Source organism: Streptomyces sp. Go-475 (assembly GCF_003330845.1).
GTDB lineage: Bacteria > Actinomycetota > Actinomycetes > Streptomycetales > Streptomycetaceae > Streptomyces.
In genome coordinates, this window is record NZ_CP026121.1 from 1599135 (window position 1) to 1620337 (window position 21203).

18 protein-coding genes are annotated in these 21203 nt (G+C 73.4%); 5 read left to right on the forward strand and 13 right to left on the reverse strand.

What is annotated here, in order from left to right; genetic code table 11:
- Positions 1-7: 7 nt before the first annotated feature.
- Both C1703_RS07285 and C1703_RS07290 read right to left on the reverse strand, forming a co-directional pair.
- The gene (locus C1703_RS07285) at positions 8-256 is read right to left on the reverse strand and encodes a YiaA/YiaB family inner membrane protein (protein WP_114251119.1); all 249 of its coding nucleotides are present in this window, start codon (positions 254-256) and stop codon (positions 8-10) included.
- A 103-nt stretch (positions 257-359) separates the two neighbouring features.
- Positions 360-1511, reverse strand: coding sequence for an acyl-CoA dehydrogenase family protein (locus tag C1703_RS07290; RefSeq protein ID WP_114257326.1), 1152 nt, complete (start codon positions 1509-1511; stop codon positions 360-362).
- 95 nt (positions 1512-1606) lie between these two features.
- Between C1703_RS07290 and C1703_RS07295 the strand changes: the two genes are divergently transcribed.
- The 3 genes from C1703_RS07295 to C1703_RS07305 all read left to right on the forward strand — a co-directional run bounded on the left by C1703_RS07295 (position 1607) and on the right by C1703_RS07305 (position 4096).
- The gene (locus tag C1703_RS07295) at positions 1607-2248 is read left to right on the forward strand and encodes a TetR/AcrR family transcriptional regulator (RefSeq protein ID WP_114251120.1); all 642 of its coding nucleotides are present in this window, start codon (positions 1607-1609) and stop codon (positions 2246-2248) included.
- A 57-nt stretch (positions 2249-2305) separates the two neighbouring features.
- On the forward strand, positions 2306-3019 hold the full coding sequence (locus C1703_RS07300) for a winged helix-turn-helix domain-containing protein (protein ID WP_114251121.1): 714 nt from the start codon (positions 2306-2308) through the stop codon (positions 3017-3019).
- Between the two features lie 117 nt (positions 3020-3136).
- The gene (locus C1703_RS07305) at positions 3137-4096 is read left to right on the forward strand and encodes a DMT family transporter (protein WP_114251122.1); all 960 of its coding nucleotides are present in this window, start codon (positions 3137-3139) and stop codon (positions 4094-4096) included.
- On the opposite strand, the gene C1703_RS07310 is transcribed toward C1703_RS07305, so the two are convergent.
- From C1703_RS07310 to C1703_RS07360, 11 genes are all read right to left on the reverse strand, one after another.
- Complete coding sequence (locus C1703_RS07310; RefSeq protein WP_114251123.1) at positions 4085-5452, reverse strand: MFS transporter; 1368 nt, start codon at positions 5450-5452, stop codon at positions 4085-4087. The genes C1703_RS07305 and C1703_RS07310 overlap by 12 nt on opposite strands.
- Positions 5453-5644: 192 nt before the next feature.
- Positions 5645-6727 (reverse strand): Zn-dependent alcohol dehydrogenase, encoded by a 1083-nt coding sequence (locus tag C1703_RS07315; RefSeq protein WP_114251124.1) that lies wholly within the window; start codon positions 6725-6727, stop codon positions 5645-5647.
- 19 nt (positions 6728-6746) lie between these two features.
- Entirely contained in the window at positions 6747-8135 is a 1389-nt protein-coding gene (locus tag C1703_RS07320; protein ID WP_114251125.1) for an aldehyde dehydrogenase family protein, read from the reverse strand.
- A gap of 208 nt (positions 8136-8343) precedes the next feature.
- A complete protein-coding gene (locus C1703_RS07325; protein ID WP_114251126.1) occupies positions 8344-9684 on the reverse strand; it encodes an ABC transporter ATP-binding protein in 1341 nt (446 codons plus the stop codon).
- 199 nt (positions 9685-9883) lie between these two features.
- Positions 9884-10984, reverse strand: coding sequence for a class F sortase (locus C1703_RS07330; RefSeq protein ID WP_232840424.1), 1101 nt, complete (start codon positions 10982-10984; stop codon positions 9884-9886).
- A gap of 499 nt (positions 10985-11483) precedes the next feature.
- Positions 11484-12071, reverse strand: coding sequence for a hypothetical protein (locus C1703_RS07335; RefSeq protein WP_114251127.1), 588 nt, complete (start codon positions 12069-12071; stop codon positions 11484-11486).
- 100 nt (positions 12072-12171) lie between these two features.
- Positions 12172-13425, reverse strand: a complete 1254-nt coding sequence (locus C1703_RS07340; RefSeq protein WP_114251128.1) for an MFS transporter — start codon at positions 13423-13425, stop codon at positions 12172-12174.
- A 31-nt stretch (positions 13426-13456) separates the two neighbouring features.
- Entirely contained in the window at positions 13457-14938 is a 1482-nt protein-coding gene (locus C1703_RS07345) for a citrate:proton symporter (protein ID WP_343236395.1), read from the reverse strand.
- Between the two features lie 99 nt (positions 14939-15037).
- Positions 15038-17305 carry a molybdopterin oxidoreductase family protein gene (locus C1703_RS07350; RefSeq protein ID WP_114251130.1) on the reverse strand — a complete coding sequence of 756 codons (2268 nt, stop codon included), beginning with the start codon at positions 17303-17305 and terminating at the stop codon, positions 15038-15040.
- A 248-nt stretch (positions 17306-17553) separates the two neighbouring features.
- Positions 17554-18171 carry a TetR/AcrR family transcriptional regulator gene (locus C1703_RS07355; protein WP_114251131.1) on the reverse strand — a complete coding sequence of 206 codons (618 nt, stop codon included), beginning with the start codon at positions 18169-18171 and terminating at the stop codon, positions 17554-17556.
- The gene (locus tag C1703_RS07360; protein WP_114251132.1) at positions 18168-18854 is read right to left on the reverse strand and encodes a hypothetical protein; all 687 of its coding nucleotides are present in this window, start codon (positions 18852-18854) and stop codon (positions 18168-18170) included. Before C1703_RS07360 ends, C1703_RS07355 begins: the two co-directional genes overlap by 4 nt.
- Positions 18855-19033: 179 nt before the next feature.
- Between C1703_RS07360 and hmgA the strand changes: the two genes are divergently transcribed.
- On the forward strand, positions 19034-20395 hold the full coding sequence (gene hmgA, locus C1703_RS07365) for a homogentisate 1,2-dioxygenase (RefSeq protein WP_114251133.1): 1362 nt from the start codon (positions 19034-19036) through the stop codon (positions 20393-20395).
- 26 nt (positions 20396-20421) lie between these two features.
- Positions 20422-21171, forward strand: a complete 750-nt coding sequence (locus C1703_RS07370; protein WP_114251134.1) for a GntR family transcriptional regulator — start codon at positions 20422-20424, stop codon at positions 21169-21171.
- Positions 21172-21203 lie beyond the last annotated feature (32 nt).

Here is a 21203-nt window from a genome sequence, read left to right on the forward strand (position 1 = left end):
CTTTCCCTCAGTGCTTCTCGAAGGGGGTGTACGAGGGAGCCGCCGCCCCCTCCTGCCGGTCCCGGACCACCTTGGCCAGCGTGAAGGAGGAGGTGACCAGGTACAGCACCGCGACGGCGAGGAAGCCCCGCACCCAGGCGTCGGCGCTCAGCTGGTAGATGCCGATCGCGGTGGCCGCCATGGCGACGGCGAAGGAGGCGACGGCCTGGCCGTAGAAGGCGGCCGTGTTCTGCGGCTTGCCCGGTGTGTCACTCATGGGGCCAGCTTCGGCGAACGCGACCCGCGCCACATCCGTTCCGCTACTCAGATCGCTCGGGTACTCGGATCGCGCGGGTATCCGACCGCACCCGACCGCTTCCTCAGAACGCCGAAACCCCGGTCAGCGCCCGCCCGATGACCAGCTTCTGGATCTGGCTCGTGCCCTCGTAGAGGGTCATCACGCGGGCGTCCCGCAGCAGTTTGCCCGCCGGGTACTCGTCGATGTAGCCGTAACCGCCGAAGACCTGCAGCGCGTTGTTCGCGGCGCGGACGGCCGCCTCCGAGGCGAACAGCTTGGCCTTCGACGACTCGACGGCGAACGGCCGCCCCCGGTCGACCAGGTCGGCGACCCGCCAGGTCAGCAGCCGGGCGGCGTCGACGTCCACGGCGATGTCGCTGATCAGCTCCTGGACCAGCTGGTGGCGGGCGATGGGCGTGCCGAACTGCTCGCGTTCCCCGGCGTAGCGCACGGCCGCGTCCAGAGCCGCCTGGGCGATGCCGACGCACCCGGCCGCGACGGACATCCGCCCCTTGGCGAGGGCGGACATGGCGACGGAGAAGCCCTTGCCCTCCTCCCCCAGCATCGCGGAGGCCGGCACGCGCACGTCCTCCAGGACGAGTTCCGCGGTGGCCTGGCCGCGCAGCCCGAGCTTGCCGTGGATGGTGCGGCGGGTCAGGCCGGGCGTGTCGGTGGGGACGAGGAAGGCGGTGACGCCCTTGTGGCCGGGGGCGTCCGTGGAGCGGGCGAAGAGCAGGACGACGTCGGCCCAGGTGCCGTTGGTGATGAACATCTTGGTGCCATTGACGACGTACTCGTCGCCGTCGCGCACCGCCCGCGTCGTGAGGTTGCCCGCGTCGGAGCCGGTGCCCGGCTCGGTCAGGCCGAAGCAGCCCACCACCGCGCCGGAGGTCAGGCCGGGCAGCCAGCGCCGCTTCTGCTCCTCGCTCCCCCAGGCGGCGACGGTCTTGGCGACGAGCCCGAGGGAGACGGAGACGATGCCGCGCACGGACGAGTCGCCCCGGCCGAGTTCCTCCGTGACCAGGCAGTACGCGAGGTGGTCGCCGCCGGAGCCGCCGTACTCCTCGTCGATCGTCAGCCCCAGGAAGCCGACCTCGCCGAGCTTCTTCACGATCGCGCGGTCGACCTCCTCGGCGCGGTCCCAGGCGACGGCGTTCGGGGTGATCTCCCGCTCCACGAAGTCCCGCGCGAGCTGCCGGACCGCGCTCTGCTCCTCGCTGAGCTCCAGGTTCACCACGAGTCACCCCATCCGGACGCCGTACCGCACGTGAAAAGCGTGCATTTAAATTAGCACTGCTAGTTTCCAGCCGCAGCCCTACTATGTGCGCCATGGCCCGACCGCGCAAGCCCCTGCTCAGCACCGACCGGATCGTCGAGGCGGCCCGCGCGCTCGTGGACGCGGAGGGCCTCGCGGCCGTCTCCACGCGCCGGCTCGCCGCCGAACTGGGCGTCAGCGGGCCCTCGCTCTACAACCACTTCCGCACCAAGGACGAGATCCTGGAGGCGGTCGCCGACTCGGTGAGCGGCCAGGTGGACCTGTCGATGTTCCAGGGCGGCCGGGACTGGCGGACCGCGCTGCACGACTGGGCCGTCTCCTACCGGGCCGCGCTGCGCGACCACCCGAACATCGTCCCGGTGCTGGCCCGCGGCCCCGGCCGCCGCCCGGCAGCGCTGCGGCTCGCCGACGCCGTCTACGGCGCGATGGTCGAGGCGGGCTGGCCGCCGGCGCACGCCACGTCCATCGGCGCGCTGATGCGGTACTTCATCATGGGCTCGGCGCTCGGCTCGTTCGCCGGCGGCTTCGTGGACGACGCGAGCGCGTACGACCCCGCCGACTACCCGCACCTGGGGCAGGCCCACCTCCTGTCCGATCGGCAGGAGAAGATCGACGAGCGGGCCTTCGAGACCGGGCTGACGGCCCTGCTGGACGGGTTGGCGCGGCAGTACGAGCAGGTGCGGCGGACGGCCTAGGACCACCACCCGGACACTTCGGCGGCGGCCGAACGGTCCGTGTCCCATGCTGGGGACATGAAGACGAGAGACCCGCAGGCCACGGCACTCGCGCGGCTCGCCGGGCTGATCGCGGACGAGACCCGGGCCAGGTGCCTGCTCGCGCTGCTCGACGGGCGGGCCTGGACGGCGGGCGAGCTGGCGCGGCACGCCGGTGTCGCCGCCTCGACCCTGAGCGAGCACCTGGGCCGGCTCGTCGCGGGCGGGCTGCTCGCCGAGGAGCGGCAGGGCCGGCACCGGTACGTCCGGCTGGCCGACGCGCGGATCGCGCAACTGGTGGAGGACCTGGCCGCACAGGTCGCGCCCCCGGGCAGGGCCGTACGGCCCCGGAACCTGCGGGAGTCGAGCGCCGGCTCGGCGATGGCCCGGGGCCGCACCTGCTACGACCACCTCGCCGGGCGGCTCGGTATCACGGTCACGGACGCGCTGACGGACCGCGGGCTGCTCCAGCAGGAGACCGGGTTCGCGCTCACCGACGCGGGGCTGGCGTGGTTCGCGGCGAGCGGCATCGGCCTCGAGCGGCGGGGCCGGCGTCCCCTGGCCCGGGCGTGTCTGGACTGGACCGAACGCCGCCCCCATCTCGCGGGGGTCGCGGGCGCGGCCCTGTGCCGGCACGCCCTGGACGCGGGGTGGTGCGTGCGCATCGGCTCCGAGCGGGCGGTGAAGGTGACGGCCGCCGGCGAACGCGCCCTCTTCGACCTGCTGGGCGTCGAGGCCCGCGCACTGCGCTAGGGGTGTCCGCACCGTCCCGCCTGCCCCGCCACGCCTGGCACGCACTCCCGCCGCCCGGCGCCCCGTCCGAAATCCGCGAGCCCGCGTGCCGGGCCCGGGCCTAGCCTCAGGAGCATGATGAACAACTCCCCTGCCGCACCCGCCCGTCGAGCCGAGGTGCTCGCCGCGGGCGCGGCCACCGTCACCGTCGTGCTGTGGGCGTCCGCCTTCGTCTCGATCCGCAGCGCGGGCGAGGCGTACTCGCCGGGTGCGCTGGCGCTCGGGCGGCTGCTCGCGGGGGCGCTGACGCTGGGCGTGATCTGCCTGCTGCGGCGCGAGACGTGGCCGCCGCGCTCGGCCTGGCGCGGGATCGGGATATCGGGTGTGCTGTGGTTCGGCTTCTACATGGTCGCCCTGAACTGGGGCGAGCAGCAGGTCGACGCGGGTACGGCCGCCCTGGTCGTGAACATCGGGCCGGTCCTGATCGCGCTGCTCGGGGCCCGGCTGCTCGGCGACCCGATGCCACCGCGGCTGCTGGCGGGGATGGCGGTGTCGTTCGCCGGTGCGGTGACCGTGGGGCTGTCGATGTCGGGTGAGGGCGGTTCCTCGGTGCTCGGGGTGGTGCTGTGCCTGCTGGCGGCGGTCGCGTACGCCGGTGGCGTGGTGGCGCAGAAGCCCGCGCTGGGCTCGGCGAGTCCGTTGCAGGTGACGACGTTCGGCTGCCTGGTCGGCGCGGTGGTGTGTCTGCCGTTCGCGGGGCAGCTGGTGCAGGAGGCCGCGCAGGCGCCGGCCTCCGCCACGCTCAACATGGTCTACCTGGGCGTCTTCCCGACGGCCCTCGCCTTCACCACGTGGGCGTACGCGCTGTCCCGGACGACCGCGAGCCGGATGGGCGCGACGACGTACGCGGTGCCGGCCCTGGTCGTCCTGATGTCCTGGCTGTTCCTCGGCGAGGTGCCGGGCCTGCTCACGCTGGCCGGTGGCGCGCTGTGCCTGGCGGGTGTGGCGGTGTCCCGGTCGCGGGCGGCGGCCCGGGCCGGCGTTCCGGGAGCGGTCGCGGAACGCCGGCCCGAGCAGGCCCCGGACTCAGCTCGCTGACTCGGCCTCCGCGCGGGCCTCGGGCGCGGCCTCCGGCTGCGCCGCACGCGCCCGGTCCGCGAGGACCTTGATGGACACCAGCGCGATCACCGACAGCGCGATGATGTAGCCGGACACGGCCATCGAGGTGCCGGTCGCCTCCAGCAGCAGCACCATCACGAAGGGGGCGAGCCCGCCGCCCGCGACGGCCGCGATCTGGTAGCCCAGGGAGGCTCCGGTGTAGCGCATCTCGGGCGTGAACAGCTCGGCGAACAGGGCCGCCTGGGGTCCGTACATGATGCTCAGGAAGCAGCTGGCGACGAAGGTGCCGACGGCGAGCCACAGCAGCGAGCCGGTGTCGATCAGCAGGAAGAGCGGGACGGCCCACAGGGCGATGCCGGCCGCGCCGAGGGCGTAGATCCGGATGCGGCCGACGCGGTCGGAGAGCGCGGCGGCGGCCGGGATCAGCACGAGCTGGGTCAGGCTGACGCAGAGCGAGACCAGCAGGACCGGGCCCTTCTTCATGTCCAGTTCGCGGGTCGTGTAGTCGAGGACGCCCGTGATGAGGATGTAGAAGGTCGCGGTGTTCACGGCGAAGGAGCCGCCGGCCAGGAGCACCGTGCCGAGGTGGCCGCGCAGGATGGTGCGCAGCGGGGAGCTCTGCTCGGACTTCTCCTGCTCGGCGAGCGCGCGTTCGGCTTCCCGGAACGCGGGGGTCTCCTCGACGCGGGTGTGGATGTACCAGGCGAGGCCGAGGACCAGCAGGCCGACCAGGAACGGCACGCGCCAGCCCCAGGCGGCGAACGCCGAGTCGGTGGTGAGCGCCCCGGCCAGCAGGAACACGGTGTTGGCGGTGACCACGCCGATGGGGACGCCGAGCTGGACGACGCTGCCGTAGACGCCGCGCTTGCCCTCCGGGGCGTACTCGGTGGCGAGGAGCATCGCACCGCCCCACTGGGCGCCGACGGCGACGCCCTGCGCGACCCGGAGCAGCACGAGCAGGATCGGGGCGGCGACGCCGATCGTGTCGTAGGTCGGGAGCAGGCCGATGCCGGTGGTGGCCACGCCCATCAGCGTGAGGGCGAGGACCAGCATCGGCTTGCGGCCGCGTTTGTCGCCGAGGTGGCCGGCGACGATGCCGCCGAGGGGGCGGGCGAGGAAGCCGACGGCGAAGGTGGCGAACGAGGCGAGGACGCCGGCGGTCGGGCTGCCGGCGGGGAAGTAGAGGTCGCCGAGGACGAGGGCGGCGGCGATGCCGAAGACGAAGTAGTCGTACCACTCGACGGCCGAGGCGAGCGCCGCCGCGGTGGCCACGCGGCGGCGGTTGCCCGCGGCGGGCGGCGTGGGGGCGGGCTGAGCGGATGGTGCCGTGTCCATGCGGTGCACGCTCCGGTGGGTGCGGGGACGGAACGGGGGGTGGCTCGGGTTCCGGGAACGTACTGACCGGACGGTATGCCCGTCAACGGGTCGTGCACCAGGACTTTTTTGCCTGTACGTGGCATTCAGTGACGTACGGACATGCCTGCGGCCCCGGCCTCGCGGGGAGACCGGGGTGCGGGCGGAGGCGGGCTAGAAGACGACCAGGGCGCGACCGCCCTTGCCGGCCAGCATGTTCTCGAAGGCCGCCGGGATGCCGTCCAGGGAGATGCGTTCCGTCACCAGGGCGCCGAGGTCGAGGCGGCCCGCCCGGACGTGCTCGGCCAGGACCGGGAGGTCCCGCGCGGGGTCGGAGTTGCCGTAGACGCAGCCGGTCAGGGTGCGGCCCCAGTGGAAGATCTCCAGGGCGTTGAAGGTGACCTGCTGGTCCTTGCCGCCGATGCCGACGACCGTGGTGCGGCCGCCGCGGCGGGTGGAGTCCCAGGCCGTGCGGATGGTGACGGCGCGTCCGGCGCACTCGACGGCCACGTCCACGCCCTGCTTGCCGGTGAGGCCGCGGACCTCGCGGGCGGTGGTGTCGGAGGCGACGAGGTAGTCGGTGGCACCGGCCGCCCGGGCCAGCTCCTCCTTCGCCGGGGAGACGTCCACCGCGATGATCCGCGAGGCGCCGGCGATCCGGGCCGCCTGGAGAGCGGCGAGGCCGACTCCCCCGACGCCGAAGACGGCGACCGTCTCGCCGTGGCGGACCCGGGCGGAGTGGTGGACGGCGCCGTAACCGGTGAGGACGGCGCAGCCGAGGAGGGCCGCGTCGGTGAGCGGGACGCCGTCCGGGACGGGCAGGACGCAGCCGGCGGAGACGACCGTCTCCTCGGCGAACGCGGCGACGTTCAGCCCGGGGTGGAGGTCGGTGCCCTCGGCGGTGCGGGCGTAGACGTCGGCGGCGCCGCTCAGGGCGTTGGCGCACAGCCACACCTCCCCGAGCGAGCAGGCGTGGCAGGCGCCGCAGGACGGGGCCCAGTTGAGGACGACCCCGTCGCCGGGTGAGACGTGGGTGACGCCCTCGCCGACGGCGACGACCGTGCCGGCGCCCTCGTGGCCGAGGACGGCCGGGACCGGCACGCGCATGGTGCCGTCGGACAGGGACAGGTCGGAGTGGCAGACCCCGGCGGCGGCGAGCCGGACGCGGACCTGACCGGGTCCGGGGTCGGGCAGGTCGATGCCGGTGATCTCCAGCGGGGAGCCCACGGCGGGCAGGACGGCGGCGCGGACAGCCATGGCGGAGGGGACTCCCTGACTAGAACTGGAGGGACTTGGTCTGGAGGTACTCGGCCAGGCCGTGCACGCCGAGTTCGCGGCCGACGCCGGACTGCTTGTAGCCGCCGAAGGGGGCGAGGGGGTTGAAGCGGCCGCCGTTGATGTCGACCTGGCCGGTCTCCATCCGGCGGGCGAAGGCCACCGCCTCGGCCTCGTCCCCGGCCCAGACGGCACCGGCCAGCCCGTAGACCGTGCCGTTGGCGATCCGCAGGGCGTCCTCCTCGTCCTCGTAGCGGAGGATCGACAGGACCGGCCCGAAGATCTCCTCCTGGGCGATGGTCATGTCCGGGGTGACGTCGGCGAAGACGGTCGGGCTGACGAAGTAGCCCGTCTCACGCGGGGCCTCCGGGCCGCCGGCGACCAGGCGGGCGCCCTCGGCGACGCCCTTCTCGATGTAGCCGCGCACCCGGGCCTGCTGCTTGGCGTTGACGACCGGGCCGATGCGCTCGCCGTACTTGGCGGCGGCCGTCGTGGCGAGCCCGACCGCCTCCTCGTACTGGTCGCGGTGGACGAGCATCCGGGTCCAGGCGCTGCACGTCTGCCCGGAGTTGGACATGACGTTGGCGACGCCGACGTTGACGGCCTTGGCGAGGTCGGCGGTCGGGAGGATGACGTTGGCGGACTTGCCGCCGAGTTCCAGGGCGACCTTCTTGACCTGCCCGGCGGCGATCGCGGCGATCCGGCGGCCGACGGCGGTGGAGCCGGTGAAGGAGACCAGGTCGACACCGGGATGCTCGGCGAGCGCCTGCCCGGCGACCGGGCCGAGGCCGGTGACGAGGTTGAAGACGCCCGCCGGGACCCCGGCCTCGTGCACCGCCTCGGCGAAGAGCCGGGCCACCAGCGGGGTGTCCTCGGCGGGCTTCACCACGATCGCGCAGCCCGCCGCGAGGGCCGGGGCGGCCTTGGCGACGATCTGGTGCAGGGGGTAGTTCCACGGCGTGATCGCGGCCACGACACCGATCGGCTCGTGGTGCACCACCGAGTTGCCGGTCTTCTCCTCGAAGGCGTACGTCGCCGCCAGCTCGGCGTAGGAGCCGGCGACCGCGATCGGCACGGCGGCGTGGACGGCCTGGGAGAACTTCAGCGGCGAGCCGAGTTCGGCCGTGACGGTCTCGGCGATCTCGTCCGCTCGGGCCGCCAGCACGTCCCGCAGGACGGCCAGGCGCGCCGCGCGCTCGGCGGGCGGGGTCGCGGCCCAGCCGGGCAGGGCGGCGCGGGCGGCCCGTACGGCGGCGTCGACGTCCTCGGCGGTGCCCGCCGGGACCGTGCCGATGACCTGCTCGTCGACCGGGTTCACGACCTCGATCACGTCCTGGCCGGCGGCGGGGCGCCAGGCACCCCCGATGTACATGCCGTCGTGTGCCTTCATCGCGCTTCCTCCGGGGCGGGGCGTCGTCGTCCGGCACATAAACTAGCGACGATAGTTTTCGCACGCCAGACGTTCCGGGTCCGGATCATCACAGCACGGAGTGGGGACGTGCCGGGTGTGCGGCTCCTCACTCGCCAGTGAGTTGGGATCTGCCGGATATGCCGCTCCTCACTCGCCCGAAGCCGGGATCTGCCGGATATGCCGCTCCTCACTCGCCCAGGTCGGGCAGGCGTGCCGGGTGCGGGCAGATGCGGTCGCCGTGCTGGTCGAAGACGAAGAGGTGGGCGAGGTCGACCAGGAGCGGTACCTGCATGCCGTGGCGCAGGGCCAGGTCCGGGGTGGTGCGGACGATCAGGTCGCCGGGCAGGCGGGGTTCGGCGGCCGGGGGGCGGGGATCGGCGTCCCCCGGGTGCTCCAGGGCCACCACGGGCCCGGCCCGGCCGGCTCCGGTCCGCTCCCGCAGCCGGGTGAGGACCGAGCCCTCGCGGCGGCGGCGCCGGGCGGGGCGGCCGGGGCGGGGGCGCGGGGCCTCCAGCTCGGGGACGACGGCGGGGCTGGAGCCGGTGTCGAAGTGGACGAGGATCTCGTGCCCCTGGAACTCCACGTGCTCGACCAGGCCGGTGATCGGCACCTCGCCGGGGCGGGCCGCGCTGTGCTTGGCGATGCGGACGGCCTCCGAACGCAGGCCCACGATGACCTCGCGGCCCTGCTGGACGCGCAGCAGCTGGTGGTCGAGGGAGAGCGGCTCGGGCAGGCGCAGGAACTGCTTGCCCAGGCTGATGGTCATCGCCCCGTCCAGGGGCGCTCGCACCAGGCCCCTCAGCAGATTGATCCGCGGGGTGCCGATGAACGCCGCGACGAAGACGTTGCTGGGCAGGGCGTAGACGGCCCGCGGGCTGTCGACCTGCTGGAGCACACCGCCGCGCAGTACGGCGACCCGGTCGCCGAGGGACATGGCCTCGGCCTGGTCGTGGGTGACGTAGAGCGTGGTGACGCCCAGTTCCTTGGTGAGCTGGGATATCTCGGCGCGCAGATGCGTGCGGAGTTTGGCGTCGAGGTTGGACAGCGGCTCGTCCATCAGGAAGGCGGAGGGGTGGCGGGCGATGGCCCGGCCCATGGCGACGCGCTGGCGTTCGCCGCCGGAGAGCTGGCCGGGCAGGCGGTCGAGCAGGTCCTCGATGCCCAGCATCCGGGCGGTGGCGTCCACGCGCGGGGCGGGGTCCGTGCCCGGGGCCTCGATGCGCAGCGGGAAGCCGATGTTGGCCCGGCTGGTCATGTTCGGGTAGAGGGCGAAGTTCTGGAACACCATCGCCATGTCCCGGCCGGACGGCGGCAGGTCGTTGGCGTACTCGCCGTCGAGCAGCAGCACGCCCTCGTCGATCTCTTCCAGGCCGGCGATCATCCGGAGCACGGTCGACTTACCGCAGCCGGACGGGCCGAGCAGCACGAGGAACTCGCCGGGTGCGACGTCCAGCGACAGCCGGTCCACCACGCGGGCGCCCCGCGTGTAGGCCTTGCTGACGTCGTGCAGGGAGATGGCGCGTGTCATGAGGGGCCCCCGAGGGGTCATCAGGGCGCGAGGTGCTTCGCGGTCGGAAGCCCCGTGCGGGTCGTACGGGGCTGTGGGTCACGGAAATTAACGGAATGTGCGCGGCTGGGGGAAGAGACCGGGCGGGATCGGATGCCCCGGTCCATGTGGTGAGAAGGCGGACGCCCTGACACGGCCGGGCACGGACCCGCCGCGGCGGTCAGCGGACGCCGGTGAGGTGGGCGAAGACCACGACGTTGCCGGAGTAGCCCTTCCGGCGGTCGTAGCTGCCGCCGCAGGTGATCAGGCGCAGCTCGGGGCGGCCCCGGGCGCCGTACACCTCCTGGCTCGGGAAGTGCGCCTTCTCGTACGACTTGATCTTGTCCACGGTGTAGACGGCGATCCGCCCGTCGGCGCGCCGGACCTTGATGATCCGGTCCCGCTTCAGCTCGGTCAGCCCCGCGAAGACGGCGGGACCGCTGTCGGTGTCGAGATGCCCGACGGCCACGGCGGTGCCCTGCTCGCCGGGCGAGGCTCCCTGCTTGTACCAGCCGACCAGTTTCGGGTCGTCCTCCGGCGGTGCGGTGAGGCGGTGCTCGCGGTCGAGGCCCAGGTCCATGACCGGGGCGTCCACCCGGAGGTAGGGGATGAGCACGCGGGTGGCGCGGAGCAGGGCAGGGGCGGAGGGCAGCCGGGCGGCGGGGCTTCCGGGTGACAGGGGCCGGGGGGCGGGCGCGGGTGGGGGCGGCGGTGGGGGGCGGCAGTGGGGGCACCGGGCGGCCAGGGGCGGCGGCGGCGAATGCTGGCGGCGGGGCGCGCGGTCGCCAGTCAGCGTCCTGGGGGTGGAGGACTTGCGGGTGGGCGCCGGGGCGCCGGGCGGGGGCCCGGGGGTGTGGGGCACGGCGGAACGGGGTGCGGGCGCTGGAGGCGTGCCGGTGCGGGGCGCGGGCGACCGGGCGGGGCCGGACCGGGCGGCAGGGGTACGACTGCCGGAGCCGCCGGGCACGGCAGCGGTGGCCGTACTCCGGCCGGAGCCGCCGGGCAGACCGGCGGTGGCCGCGTCCCGGGCGGATCCTCCGGGCACGGCAGCGGGGCCAGGGGCGGCGGAGCCGTCCGGCAGGGCGGCCATGCCCGTACCGGAGCCGCCGCGCAGGGCGCCGGAGCCGGAGCCGGAGCCGCGCGGCGCATCGGCCGTACCGGTGCCCGAGCCGCCCCCTACCGCGGCCGATGCGACCTCGGCGGGGTCGTGCGGGAGGGCGGTGACCGTGGTGCTGGGTTCCTCGCCCGGGTCCCACCAGACTCCGACCATCAGCAACGACACGGCCAGAGCCACCGTCCGCGTCAACCGGTACGCACGCGTCCGGTACCAGGGCCTGCGCGACCGCCGGGGCCACACCCCGGGAGCCGCGCCGGCCATACGCCGCCCCACCGGGACGGCGCCCGAACCGGAACCGCCCCCACGCCGGACCACCGGAGCACCGGCCCCGCCACGCCGCCGGCCCGACGGGGCGGCAACGGCCCCGGGACCGGCCCCAGGGCGCCCCACCCGAACGGCACCCGCACCGGCCCCGGCTCTGCCCCGGCCCACCGAGGCGGCGCCACCACCGGACACCCCGGGACCGGGCCCCCGCCACCCCACCCGGGGAGCCCCGGAACCAGCTCCCCGCCGCCCCACCGACGGCCCCCCGAAGCCGGACTCGCCCCACCCCGCAGCCTCCGCACCACCCGGGCCGGACGCCCGCCGCCCCACGGCCCCCGTACCACCACCCGCACCGAACTCGCGCCGCCCCACCGGAGCGGCGCGATACGCGGAACGTGGCCTACGCGGCGCCATCGGGGCGGCGACGGAGCCGGAACCAGACCGTCCCGGCGACGGCGGCCAGGCCGACGGCGGCCGCGCCGGCGACCGGTGTGAAGGCCTCGCCGCGGGCGATGCCGCCACCGCCCGCCGGCGGGCCGCCGACCGGCGTCGTCGGCTTGGAGGTCGGGCAGTCGACCTTGAACACCTTGAACTTGCCGGCGCCGTGGGCCTGGTCGGTGAGCCACGTGAGCTTGTACTGCCCGTTGGGCAGGTCGACGGCCTCGGTACGGCCCTTGCCGCTCCGGTCGGCGGTGAACGTGCCGGTGCGGGTGGCCCCGCCGGGCACCTCGGGCTGGGTCTGGATGGTCCAGTTGACCTTCTCGCCCGGGTCGAAGTCGAACGCGGCGAGGTAGAAGTCGCAGACCTTCGGGTCGTTGCGCTGGTCGCCGGCCCGCGTCGTGCTGGCGTGGATCTTGACGTCTCCGTTGTCCCCCGGGATGGGTTGGGCGAGGGCGGGCACACCGCTCAGGGTGGTCCCTGCGAGGGTGAGAGCGGCGAGGACGGCGGTGCGGGTGCCGGCACGGCGCGCGAGGGGTACGACGGGCATGAAGATGCCTCCAAGTCAGATGATTTTCATACAAACTCCTCGTCATCTGACTCTCTGTCACGTCACCGCCGAATCGGCGGCAGCACCGCCCTACGACGTGTCAGATATCGCTCTTCCGGCGCAGCGCCACCCCGCGCCGACGCGCTCTCGGCACCCCCTGCGCCTTCTCACCGTCCGTCCCCTCCGGCTCCCTCGGCGACCGCACCGCGACCCCGGCGGACACCAGCAGCAGCACCCCCAGCATCACGAACGGCGCCGCCACACCCGCGACCCCGGCGATCAGCCCGGCCGCGGCGGGCGCGGCGACCTGGCCCAGCCGGTTGCCGGTCAGCCGCAGCGCGAGGGCCGTGGAACGGGCGCCGTCGGGGGCGGCCTGGACGACCGTCGTCATGGACAGCGGCTGCCCGACGCCGAGGCAGAAGCCGAGCGCGACGAGCACCAGGGCGAGCGCCCACACCGGCACCGGCAGGGCGATGCCCGCGCACAGCACGGCCGCCAGCACGCAGGTCACGGTCAGCAGCAGGGTCCGGCCGAGCAGCCGCAGCAGGGGCGTCAGCACGAGCCGGCAGGCGATCGTGGCCGCCGCGCGCAGGCTGAGCAGGACGCCGATCACGGACGGCGCGATGCCCCGGTGCTCACCGACCACCGGCAGGTAGGCGGTGAGGATGTCGGTCGCGGACAGCACGGCGAGGCTGATGAAGATGCCCGCGGGCACGCCCCGGGTGCGCAGGATGCCCCGGACCGGGACGCGGTCGCCCTTCTCCGGACGGGACGCGGCCGCCGTACGGCGGTGCTCGATGCGCCACAGCGAGGTGAACGCGACCGCCGCGACCCCGCCCGCCGCGATCAGGGCGAGCGCGCTGGTGCCCACCCGGTCGTCGCCGCCGATCAGCGCGCCCGCGGCGATCGGGCCGACCAGCTGACCGAGCGCGGCGCCGATGGTGAAGTGGCCGAAGTTGCGGTCCTGTTCGTGCGGCTCGGACTGCCGGGCGACGAGGGACTGGGAGCCGATGACGAAGCAGAGGTGGCCGAGTCCCATCACCCCGCTCCACAGGGCCATCGCCCACAGGGAGTTCGCCACGCCGCTGAGCGCGCAGCCACCGGAGATGAGCACGACACCGACCGGCAGCAGGGGCGCGCAGCGGCCGTGGTCGGTGCGGCGGCCCAGGGGGACGGCGGCGAACAGCGGCAGCAGCGCGTACACACCGGCGATCACACCGACGGCCCGCTCGTCCGCGCCCAGCGCGAGGGCCCGGTAGGAGACGGCGGGCCGGGCCATCGACACCGCCCCCTGCGCGAAGCTGAAGGCGATGACGAGGCGGAGCAGCCAGCCGCGGTACCCACCGGGCCTCACGTTGTCCTCCAGGGGAACGTCGGTCGAGCGGTCAGATGATGCCGAAGAGCATGCCCGCTCCGAGGATCACCAGGCAGGTGAGGGCGGCCCACTTCACGACGAACCTCGTGTGGTCGCCGAACTCCACCTTCGCCATGCCGACCAGGACGTAGACGGCCGGGACGAGCGGGCTGGACATGTGCAGCGGCTGGCCGACCAGGGAGGCGCGGGCCATCTCCAGCGGGGAGACGCCGTGCGCGGCACCGGCCTCGGCGAGGACGGGCAGGACGCCGAAGTAGAAGCCGTCGTTCGACATGAAGTACGTCAGCGGAAGGCTGAGGATGCCGGTGACGAGGGCCATGTGCGGGCCCATGCTGCCGGGGATGACGTCCACCATCCACTTGGCCATGTGGTCGACCATGCCGGTGCCCTGGAGGACGCCGGTGAAGACGGCGGCGGCGAAGACCATGCCGGAGACGTTCAGGACGTTGTCGGCGTGGGCGGCCAGGCGGGCCTTCTGGTCGGGGATGTGCGGGAAGTTCACGGACAGGGCGAGCGCGGCGCCGAGCAGGAACAGGACCGGGATCGGCAGCCACTCCATGATCATGGCGGTGAGCAGGGTGACCGTGAGCAGCGCGTTGAACCAGTAGAGCTTGGGGCGCAGGGTGGACCGGTTGGGGTCGAGGCCCTGGAAGCCGTCGTCGTCCGCGGAGTCCCCGGTGTCGCCGGCGCCGTCGGCGTTCCCGGCAGCGTCCGTGCCGGAGCCGCCCGCGCCGGCCGTGGCGCCCTTGCGCATGGAGACCTTGCCGTCGCCGGAGCCGCCGGCGCCCACGAGGACCGTCTCGGTCTCCTTCTCCTCCTCCAGCACCTCGTCCAGCGTCAGCACGCCCAGCCGCCTGCGCTCGCGCACACCGAGGACGTAGGAGAGGACGAAGACGAAGAGCAGGCCGACCAGGAGCGCCGGGATCATCGGGACGAAGATGTCGCTGGCGTCGAGCTTCAGCGCGGTCGCGGCGCGGGCGGTCGGACCGCCCCAGGGCAGGGTGTTCATCACGCCGTTGGCCATGGCGGCGACACCGGTCATCACGACCAGGCTCATCTTCAGGCGCTTGTACAGCGGGTACATCGCCGAGACGGTGATCATGAAGGTGGTGGAGCCGTCGCCGTCCAGCGACACGATCGCGGCGAGCACGGCGGTGCCGACGACGATCCGCATCGGGTCGGCTTTGCAGAATTTGAGGATGCCGCGGACGATCGGGTCGAAGAGACCGACATCGATCATCACGCCGAAGTAGACGATCGCGAACATGAGCATCGCCGCGGTGGGGGCGAGGCTGGTCACGCCGTCGATGACGTAGTCGCCGAGCTTGGCGCCCTTGCCGACGAACACGCAGAACAGCGCGGGAATCAGCACGAGCGCCGCGATCGGCGACATCTTCTTCATCATGATCAGGACCAGGAAGGTCGCGATCATGGCGAAGCCGAGGATGGTCAGCATGAGTGGATACCTAACGTTCGCCCTTGAACATCCCACCAGGGCCGGCGGTGTCCGAGACGTTAGGTCCGTTCAAGCAGCGTTAACAAGACGTTGACGCGCGAGCAATAAGCGCAAAACTGCTGGTCACAGCTTTGCTCAGGTCAGAGGGGTGAGCTTTTCGGTCAAGACCGGGGCCTTGGGGACGGTCGCGGGGGCGAGGTCGACGGGTACGCCGTTGAGGACCGCGTTGCCCGACAGCGGGTCGAGGAGGCTGCCGTCGAGGAGCTGGTTGACGTTGACGCCGGGGTCGGTGGCGGCGTGGCCGAGGCGGGTGCCGGGGCGGTCGTGGCCCCAGCCGTGCGGCAGGCTCACCACACCGCGGCGGACCGTCTCGGTGACCTCGGCGGGCGCGGTCACCTCTCCCCCGGCGCCCTTCACGCGCACAGGCGCCCCGTCCTCGACGCCCAGCCGTGCGGCGTCCTCCGGGTGGATGTGCAGGGTGCAGCGGTTGGAACCGCCGGTGAGGGCGGGCACGTTGTGCATCCAGCTGTTGTTCGAGCGGAGGTGGCGGCGTCCGACCAGGACGAGTCCCGCGGGGCGTTCGGCCAGGGCCGCGCGCAGCCGGGGCAGGTCGTCGGCGATCGGGCCGGGCAGCAGCTCCACCTTGCCGCTCCTGGTCTTCAGCGGCTGCGGCAGGCGGGGCCGCAGCGGGCCGAGGTCGATGCCGTGCGGGTGCGCGAGCAGTTTCTCCAGGGTCAGTCCGTCCGGTCGTACGCCGAAGCCGTCGCCGTAGGGGCCGAGGCGGAGCATCAGGTCGAGTCGGCGCTCGGGGCCGTCGTCGCCGGTGAGCCGCGTGGCGAGCTCGCGGGGGTCGCGGCCGTGCACGGGCGAGTGGGGCTCCTTGACGGCCTTGCCGAGCGTCTGGTCGATGACCATCTGGTCGACGGCCGCGGGATCGGCCCCGCGCATGCCCGTCACCGCGAGGATCAGGCGGGCCAGGATCTCCGTCTCCGCCATGCGGTCCGGCTCCAGCGGGATCGCGGGGCGGGTGTAGCGGACCTGGTGGCGTACGGCGAGGGTGTTGAGGGCGAAGTCGTGGTGCGGGCTGCGGGAGGGCGGGGGCGGGGGCAGCAGCACGTGGGCGTGGCGCGAGGTCTCGTTGAGGTACGGGTCGACACTGACCATGAAGTCGAGCGAGTCGAGCGCTGTGTCGAGCCGGTCGCCGTCGGGTGCGGACAGCACGGGGTTGGCGGCGACGGCGATGAGCGCGCGGATCGGCTCGCCGTCCTCGGTGGCGGTGTCGATCTCCTCGGCGAGGGCCGACAGGGGCAGCTCACCCTTCGCCTCGGGATGCCGGCTCACCCGGGAGTGCCAGCGCCCGAGGGCGAAGCCCCGGCCGGGCCCGGCGGGGCGCGGGGTCTTGTCGGTGGCGGCCTGCGGGAAGAGCGCGCCGCCGGGCCGGTCGAGGTTGCCGGTGAGGATGTTCAGCGCGTCGACGAGCCAGCTGGCGAGGGTGCCGTGCGGGACGGTGCAGCTGCCGATGCGGCCGTACACGGCGGCCGTGGGGGCGGCGGCGAGGTCGCGGGCGAGGACGCGGATGAGCCCGGCCTCGACGTCACAGGCCTCGGCGACGGCTTCGGGGGTGAACTCCCGCAGGGCGTCGGAGAGTTCCTCGACGCCCTGGACGTGCGGGGTCGGCTCGACGAGACCCTCGTCGAAGAGCACCCGGGCCATCGCCGCCAGCAGCAGCGCGTCGGTGCCGGGCCGTATCGCGATGTGCCGGTCGGCGAGCTTGGCGGTGCGGGTGCGCCGCGGGTCGATCACGACGAGGGTGCCGCCGCGGGCCTTGAGGGCCTTGAGTTTGCCGGGGAAGTCGGGGGCGGTGCACAGGCTGCCGTTGGACTCCAGTGGGTTGGCGCCGATGAGGAGCAGATGGTCGGTGTGGTCGAGGTCGGGCACGGGGATGGCGTTGGCGTCGCCGTAGAGCAGGCCGCTGGAGACGTGCTTGGGCATCTGGTCGACCGTGGAGGCGGTGAAGACGCTGCGGGTGCCGAGGCCGGCGAGCAGCACGGGCGGGTAGAGGGCGCCGGCCAGGGTGTGCACGTTGGGGTTGCCGAGGACGACACCGACCGCGTTCGGCCCGTACCGCTCCACGACCGGCCGGACACCGGCGGCGACCGCGTCGAAGGCCTCTTCCCAGGTGGCCTCGCGCAGTTCGCCGTCCCTGCGCACCAGCGGCGTGCGCAGCCGGTCGGGGTCGGAGTCGAGGGCCCCGAAGGAGGCGCCCTTGGGGCAGATGAAGCCCCGGCTGAACACGTCGTCGTGATCCCCGCGGGCGTGGGTGACGCGCGTCCCCTCGATGGTGAGGCTCAGGCCGCAGGTGGCCTCGCAGAGGGGACAGATACGCAGGGCGGTGCGGGACACGGGTCCTCCCGGGGCGGCGGCTACGGTGACGCACGAACGCGGCCGAGCATACCGACCGGTATGCAGGGAGGGGAGCCCTCACGGTCGGGGAGATCAGGCGAGCGCCCGGCGGTCCGGGGGGTCCGGGTGGGCGGGCGAGCACCGGGCCGGAGACCCCCGCGAGTGCCGGCGGAGCGGAGCACCGGGCCGGATACCCCGGAAACGCCGGGAACGCCGGTCGAGCACCGGGGCGAGGTATTCCGGCAGCGTCAGTCCAGCACCCGGGCCAGATACCCCCGCAGCATCTCCCTCGCCTCCGTGATGATCTTTTCGTCGCCCTCCGGCGCGAGCCGGAACGCCAGGTGCACGAGGGTGTCGGCGGTCTCCACGGCGATCAGGAACACCCGGCGCAGATCCTCGTCGGGCTCGCGGTCGAGGTGACCGGCGAGGAGTTCGGTGAGGCGGTCGGCGACGCGGTGGTTGGGTTCGGCGTCCCGGGCCCCGACCGGGATCTGGTTGCCGAAGTCGACCAGGGAGAAGCCGGGGGCGGTGCGCTTCATCTCCAGGTACTCGTCGAGCACGGCGTCCATGGCCGCGCGCCAGCCCCCGTCACCGGCCTCTTCCAGGCGCTCGGTGACGCGGGCGGTGTACCGCTCCAGGTTGCGCTGGGCCAGCGCGTCGACCATCTGGCGTTTGTTGCCGAAGAAGCGGTAGACCGAGCCGATCGGGACGCCGGCGCGCTGGGCGACGGCACGGGTGCTCAGGGCGTCGTAGCCGACCTCGTCGAGGAGGTCGGCGCAGGCGTCGAGGATCCTGGCCAGGCGTTCGGCACTGCGCCGCTGCACGGGCGCACGACGGAGCGATGTCGCGTGGGGCACGGGCTTCATGATGCCTTTCCGACCCGATCCGGTGAACCTCGCCCCCCGGACTCCACGCCGGCGTCCAGGAGCGCCCCCGCCCCCTGCCCAGCAGCCGCGCCCGACGCCACAGCCGCCGCCACCCCCCGCCGAGCACCCACACCCGGCACCACAGGCACCCCCACCTCCCACCGCACGGCCCCGCTCGGCCGCACCCCCGGCCCGGGCTTCGACGCGGTGATGTCGGCGGTGCTCTCCACGGGCCTGCCGTCGACCGCCCACACCGTGCCGTCGTCGGCGTAGAGGCGGGCCGTGACGTGGTGCGTGCCGTGCCCCACGAGGCCGGGGGGCAGCCGGTGCTCGGGGGCGCGCAGCCGGGCGACGAGGCGGCCGTCGACGTAGAGGTGCGCGAGGCCCCGCCCGGCCACCGCCCGCGCCGCCGCGCCGGGCGGCGAGAAGCGGAAGTTCCGCACGGTCAGCCGTACCTCCCAGCCGCCGCTCCGGTCGGGCTGCACCTCGATGCCGACGTCGGGGGCGCCCTCCGCCTCCACCTCGCGATAGGGCCGCCCCTCCTTGTCCTGGTCCTCCAGCAGCCTGCCCGCCGGGGAGGGCGACGCCTCGCCGCCGGGGGCGTCACCGGAGCCGCAGCCCACGGCCCCGACCAGGAGGACTCCGACCGCGAGCACGGTGAGAGGTCTGCGTGTCCACGACATGTTTGGGAGCGTAGAACACCTGTCCGGGCCGGTGGATCGTCCTCAAGTCGGGTTCGAGTCATCCGTGAAGAGGAGGGCTCAGGCCGGGACTCGCACCCCGCGGCTCGCGCCCCTCTTGCGCGCGCGAAATCGCAATCCTACGGTGTTGCATAGGAATCAACCGCAAGGGAGCAGCGATCATGGGCGATGGGGGTACCTCCCGCGCGAGCGGGTCCGAGCGCGAGCGGGCGCGGAAGACCGCCGAGGGGCTGACCTACCTCTCCGGCTTCGGCAACGAGCACAGCTCCGAGGCCGTCCCCGGCGCACTGCCCGAGGGCCGCAACTCGCCCCAGCGGGCCCCGCTCGGGCTGTACGCGGAGCAGCTGAGCGGTACGGCCTTCACCGAGCCGCGGGCCCACAACCGCCGCTCGTGGCTGTACCGGATCCGCCCCTCGGCCGCGCACCCGGCGTTCACCCGCGTCCACAACGGCTCGATCCGCACGGCACCCTTCACCCAGACCGTGCCCGACCCCAACCGGCTGCGCTGGGACCCCCTGCCCGACCCGGCGCCCGAGACCGACTTCCTGGCCGGCCTGTGGACCCTCGGCGGCAACGGCGACGTCACTCAGCGCACGGGCATCGCCGTCCACCTCTACACCGCCAACGCCTCCATGGAGCGGGTGTTCAGCGACGCGGACGGCGAGCTGCTGATCGTCCCGGAGCGCGGCGGGCTGCTGCTGCGCACGGAGTTCGGTCTGCTCCATGTGGAGCCGGGCCATGTGGCGCTCATCCCCCGTGGTGTCCGCTTCCGTGTGGAACTCCTGGACGAGTCCGCCCGCGGCTATGTGTGCGAGAACTACGGGGCGCCGTTCCGCCTCCCCGACCTGGGCCCGATCGGCGCCAACGGCCTCGCCAACCCCCGTGACTTCCGCGCCCCGGTCGCCGCCTACGAGGACGTCGAGGGCCCGGTGGAGGTGGTGAACAAGTTCTGCGGCAACCTCTGGACGGCCACCTACGACCACTCCCCGCTCGATGTCGTCGCCTGGCACGGCAACCATGTGCCGTACGCCTACGACCTGCGCCGCTTCAATGTGCTCGGCACCATCACCTACGACCACCCCGACCCGTCGATCTTCACGGTGCTGACGTCCCCGTCGGACACCCCGGGCCTGGCCGGAGTCGACTTCGTGGTGTTCGCCCCGCGCTGGCTGGTGGGCGAGGACACCTTCCGGCCGCCGTACTTCCACCGGAACGTGATGACCGAGTACATGGGCCTGATCGAGGGCGCGTACGACGCCAAGACCGCCGGGAAGGGCGGATTCGTGCCGGGCGGCGGCTCGCTGCACAACATGATGTCGGCGCACGGCCCGGACCGGGAGACGTTCGACCGGGCCAGCGCCGCCGAGCTGAAGCCGCAGAAGATCGACGACGGCCTGGCGTTCATGTTCGAGACGCGCTGGCCGATCACCCTCACCCCGCACGCGGCCCGGGCGGAACACCTGCAACAGCGCTACGACGACGTCTGGCAGGGCCTGGAGCGGCACTTCAACCCCTTGCACTGATCATTTCCTACCGGTACGGATGGCCCGTGACCTCCTTCGCCCCGGACTCGATCGTCCTGAACCGCAAGCTGCCGCTCTGGTACCAGGTGTCGCAGTCGCTGCGCGCCTCGATCCTCGGCCGCTCGCCCCAGGACCCGCTGCGCCTGCCCACCGAGGAGCAGCTGGCCGGGCACTACGGGGTGAGCGTGCTGACCATGCGGCAGGCGCTGAAGGAGCTGGAGGACGAGGGTCTGATCTCGCGCCACCGGCGGCGGGGCACGTTCATCGAGCCGCACGCGCGCAGGGGGGCGCCGGTCCGTCTGCTCGGCTCGGTGGACGCGATCGTGGCCCAGCAGTCCGGCATGACGACCGAACTGCTGGACCACGGCACGGCCCCCGTGCCGGGTGAACTCGCCGAGTTCTTCCCGGACGTGGCGGAGGTGTCGACGTACCACCGGCTGCGCAGCGACGAGAAGACCGGTGAGCCGACGAACCACGCCCGCAACTACGTGCGTCCCGAACTGGCCGCGCGGATCGACCTGGACGATCTCGTGCGGTGGCCGATGACCAAGGTGCTGCGGGACGTCGTCGGGGCGGACATCAGCCGGATCACGGACACGGTGGAGGCGCGGCTGGCCGACCCGGAGACGGCCCGGCTGCTCCAAGTGCCGCTGCTGAGCCCGATCCTGCACTACACGGGCATCACGTACGACGCCGAGGGGCGGCCCCTGGACGTGGCCGTCATCCACTACCGGGGGGACCGGTTCTCCTTCACGGTGACCTTGGACGCCACATGAGCGCTGCGGGCCGGTGGGGGCTGGTCGCGCCG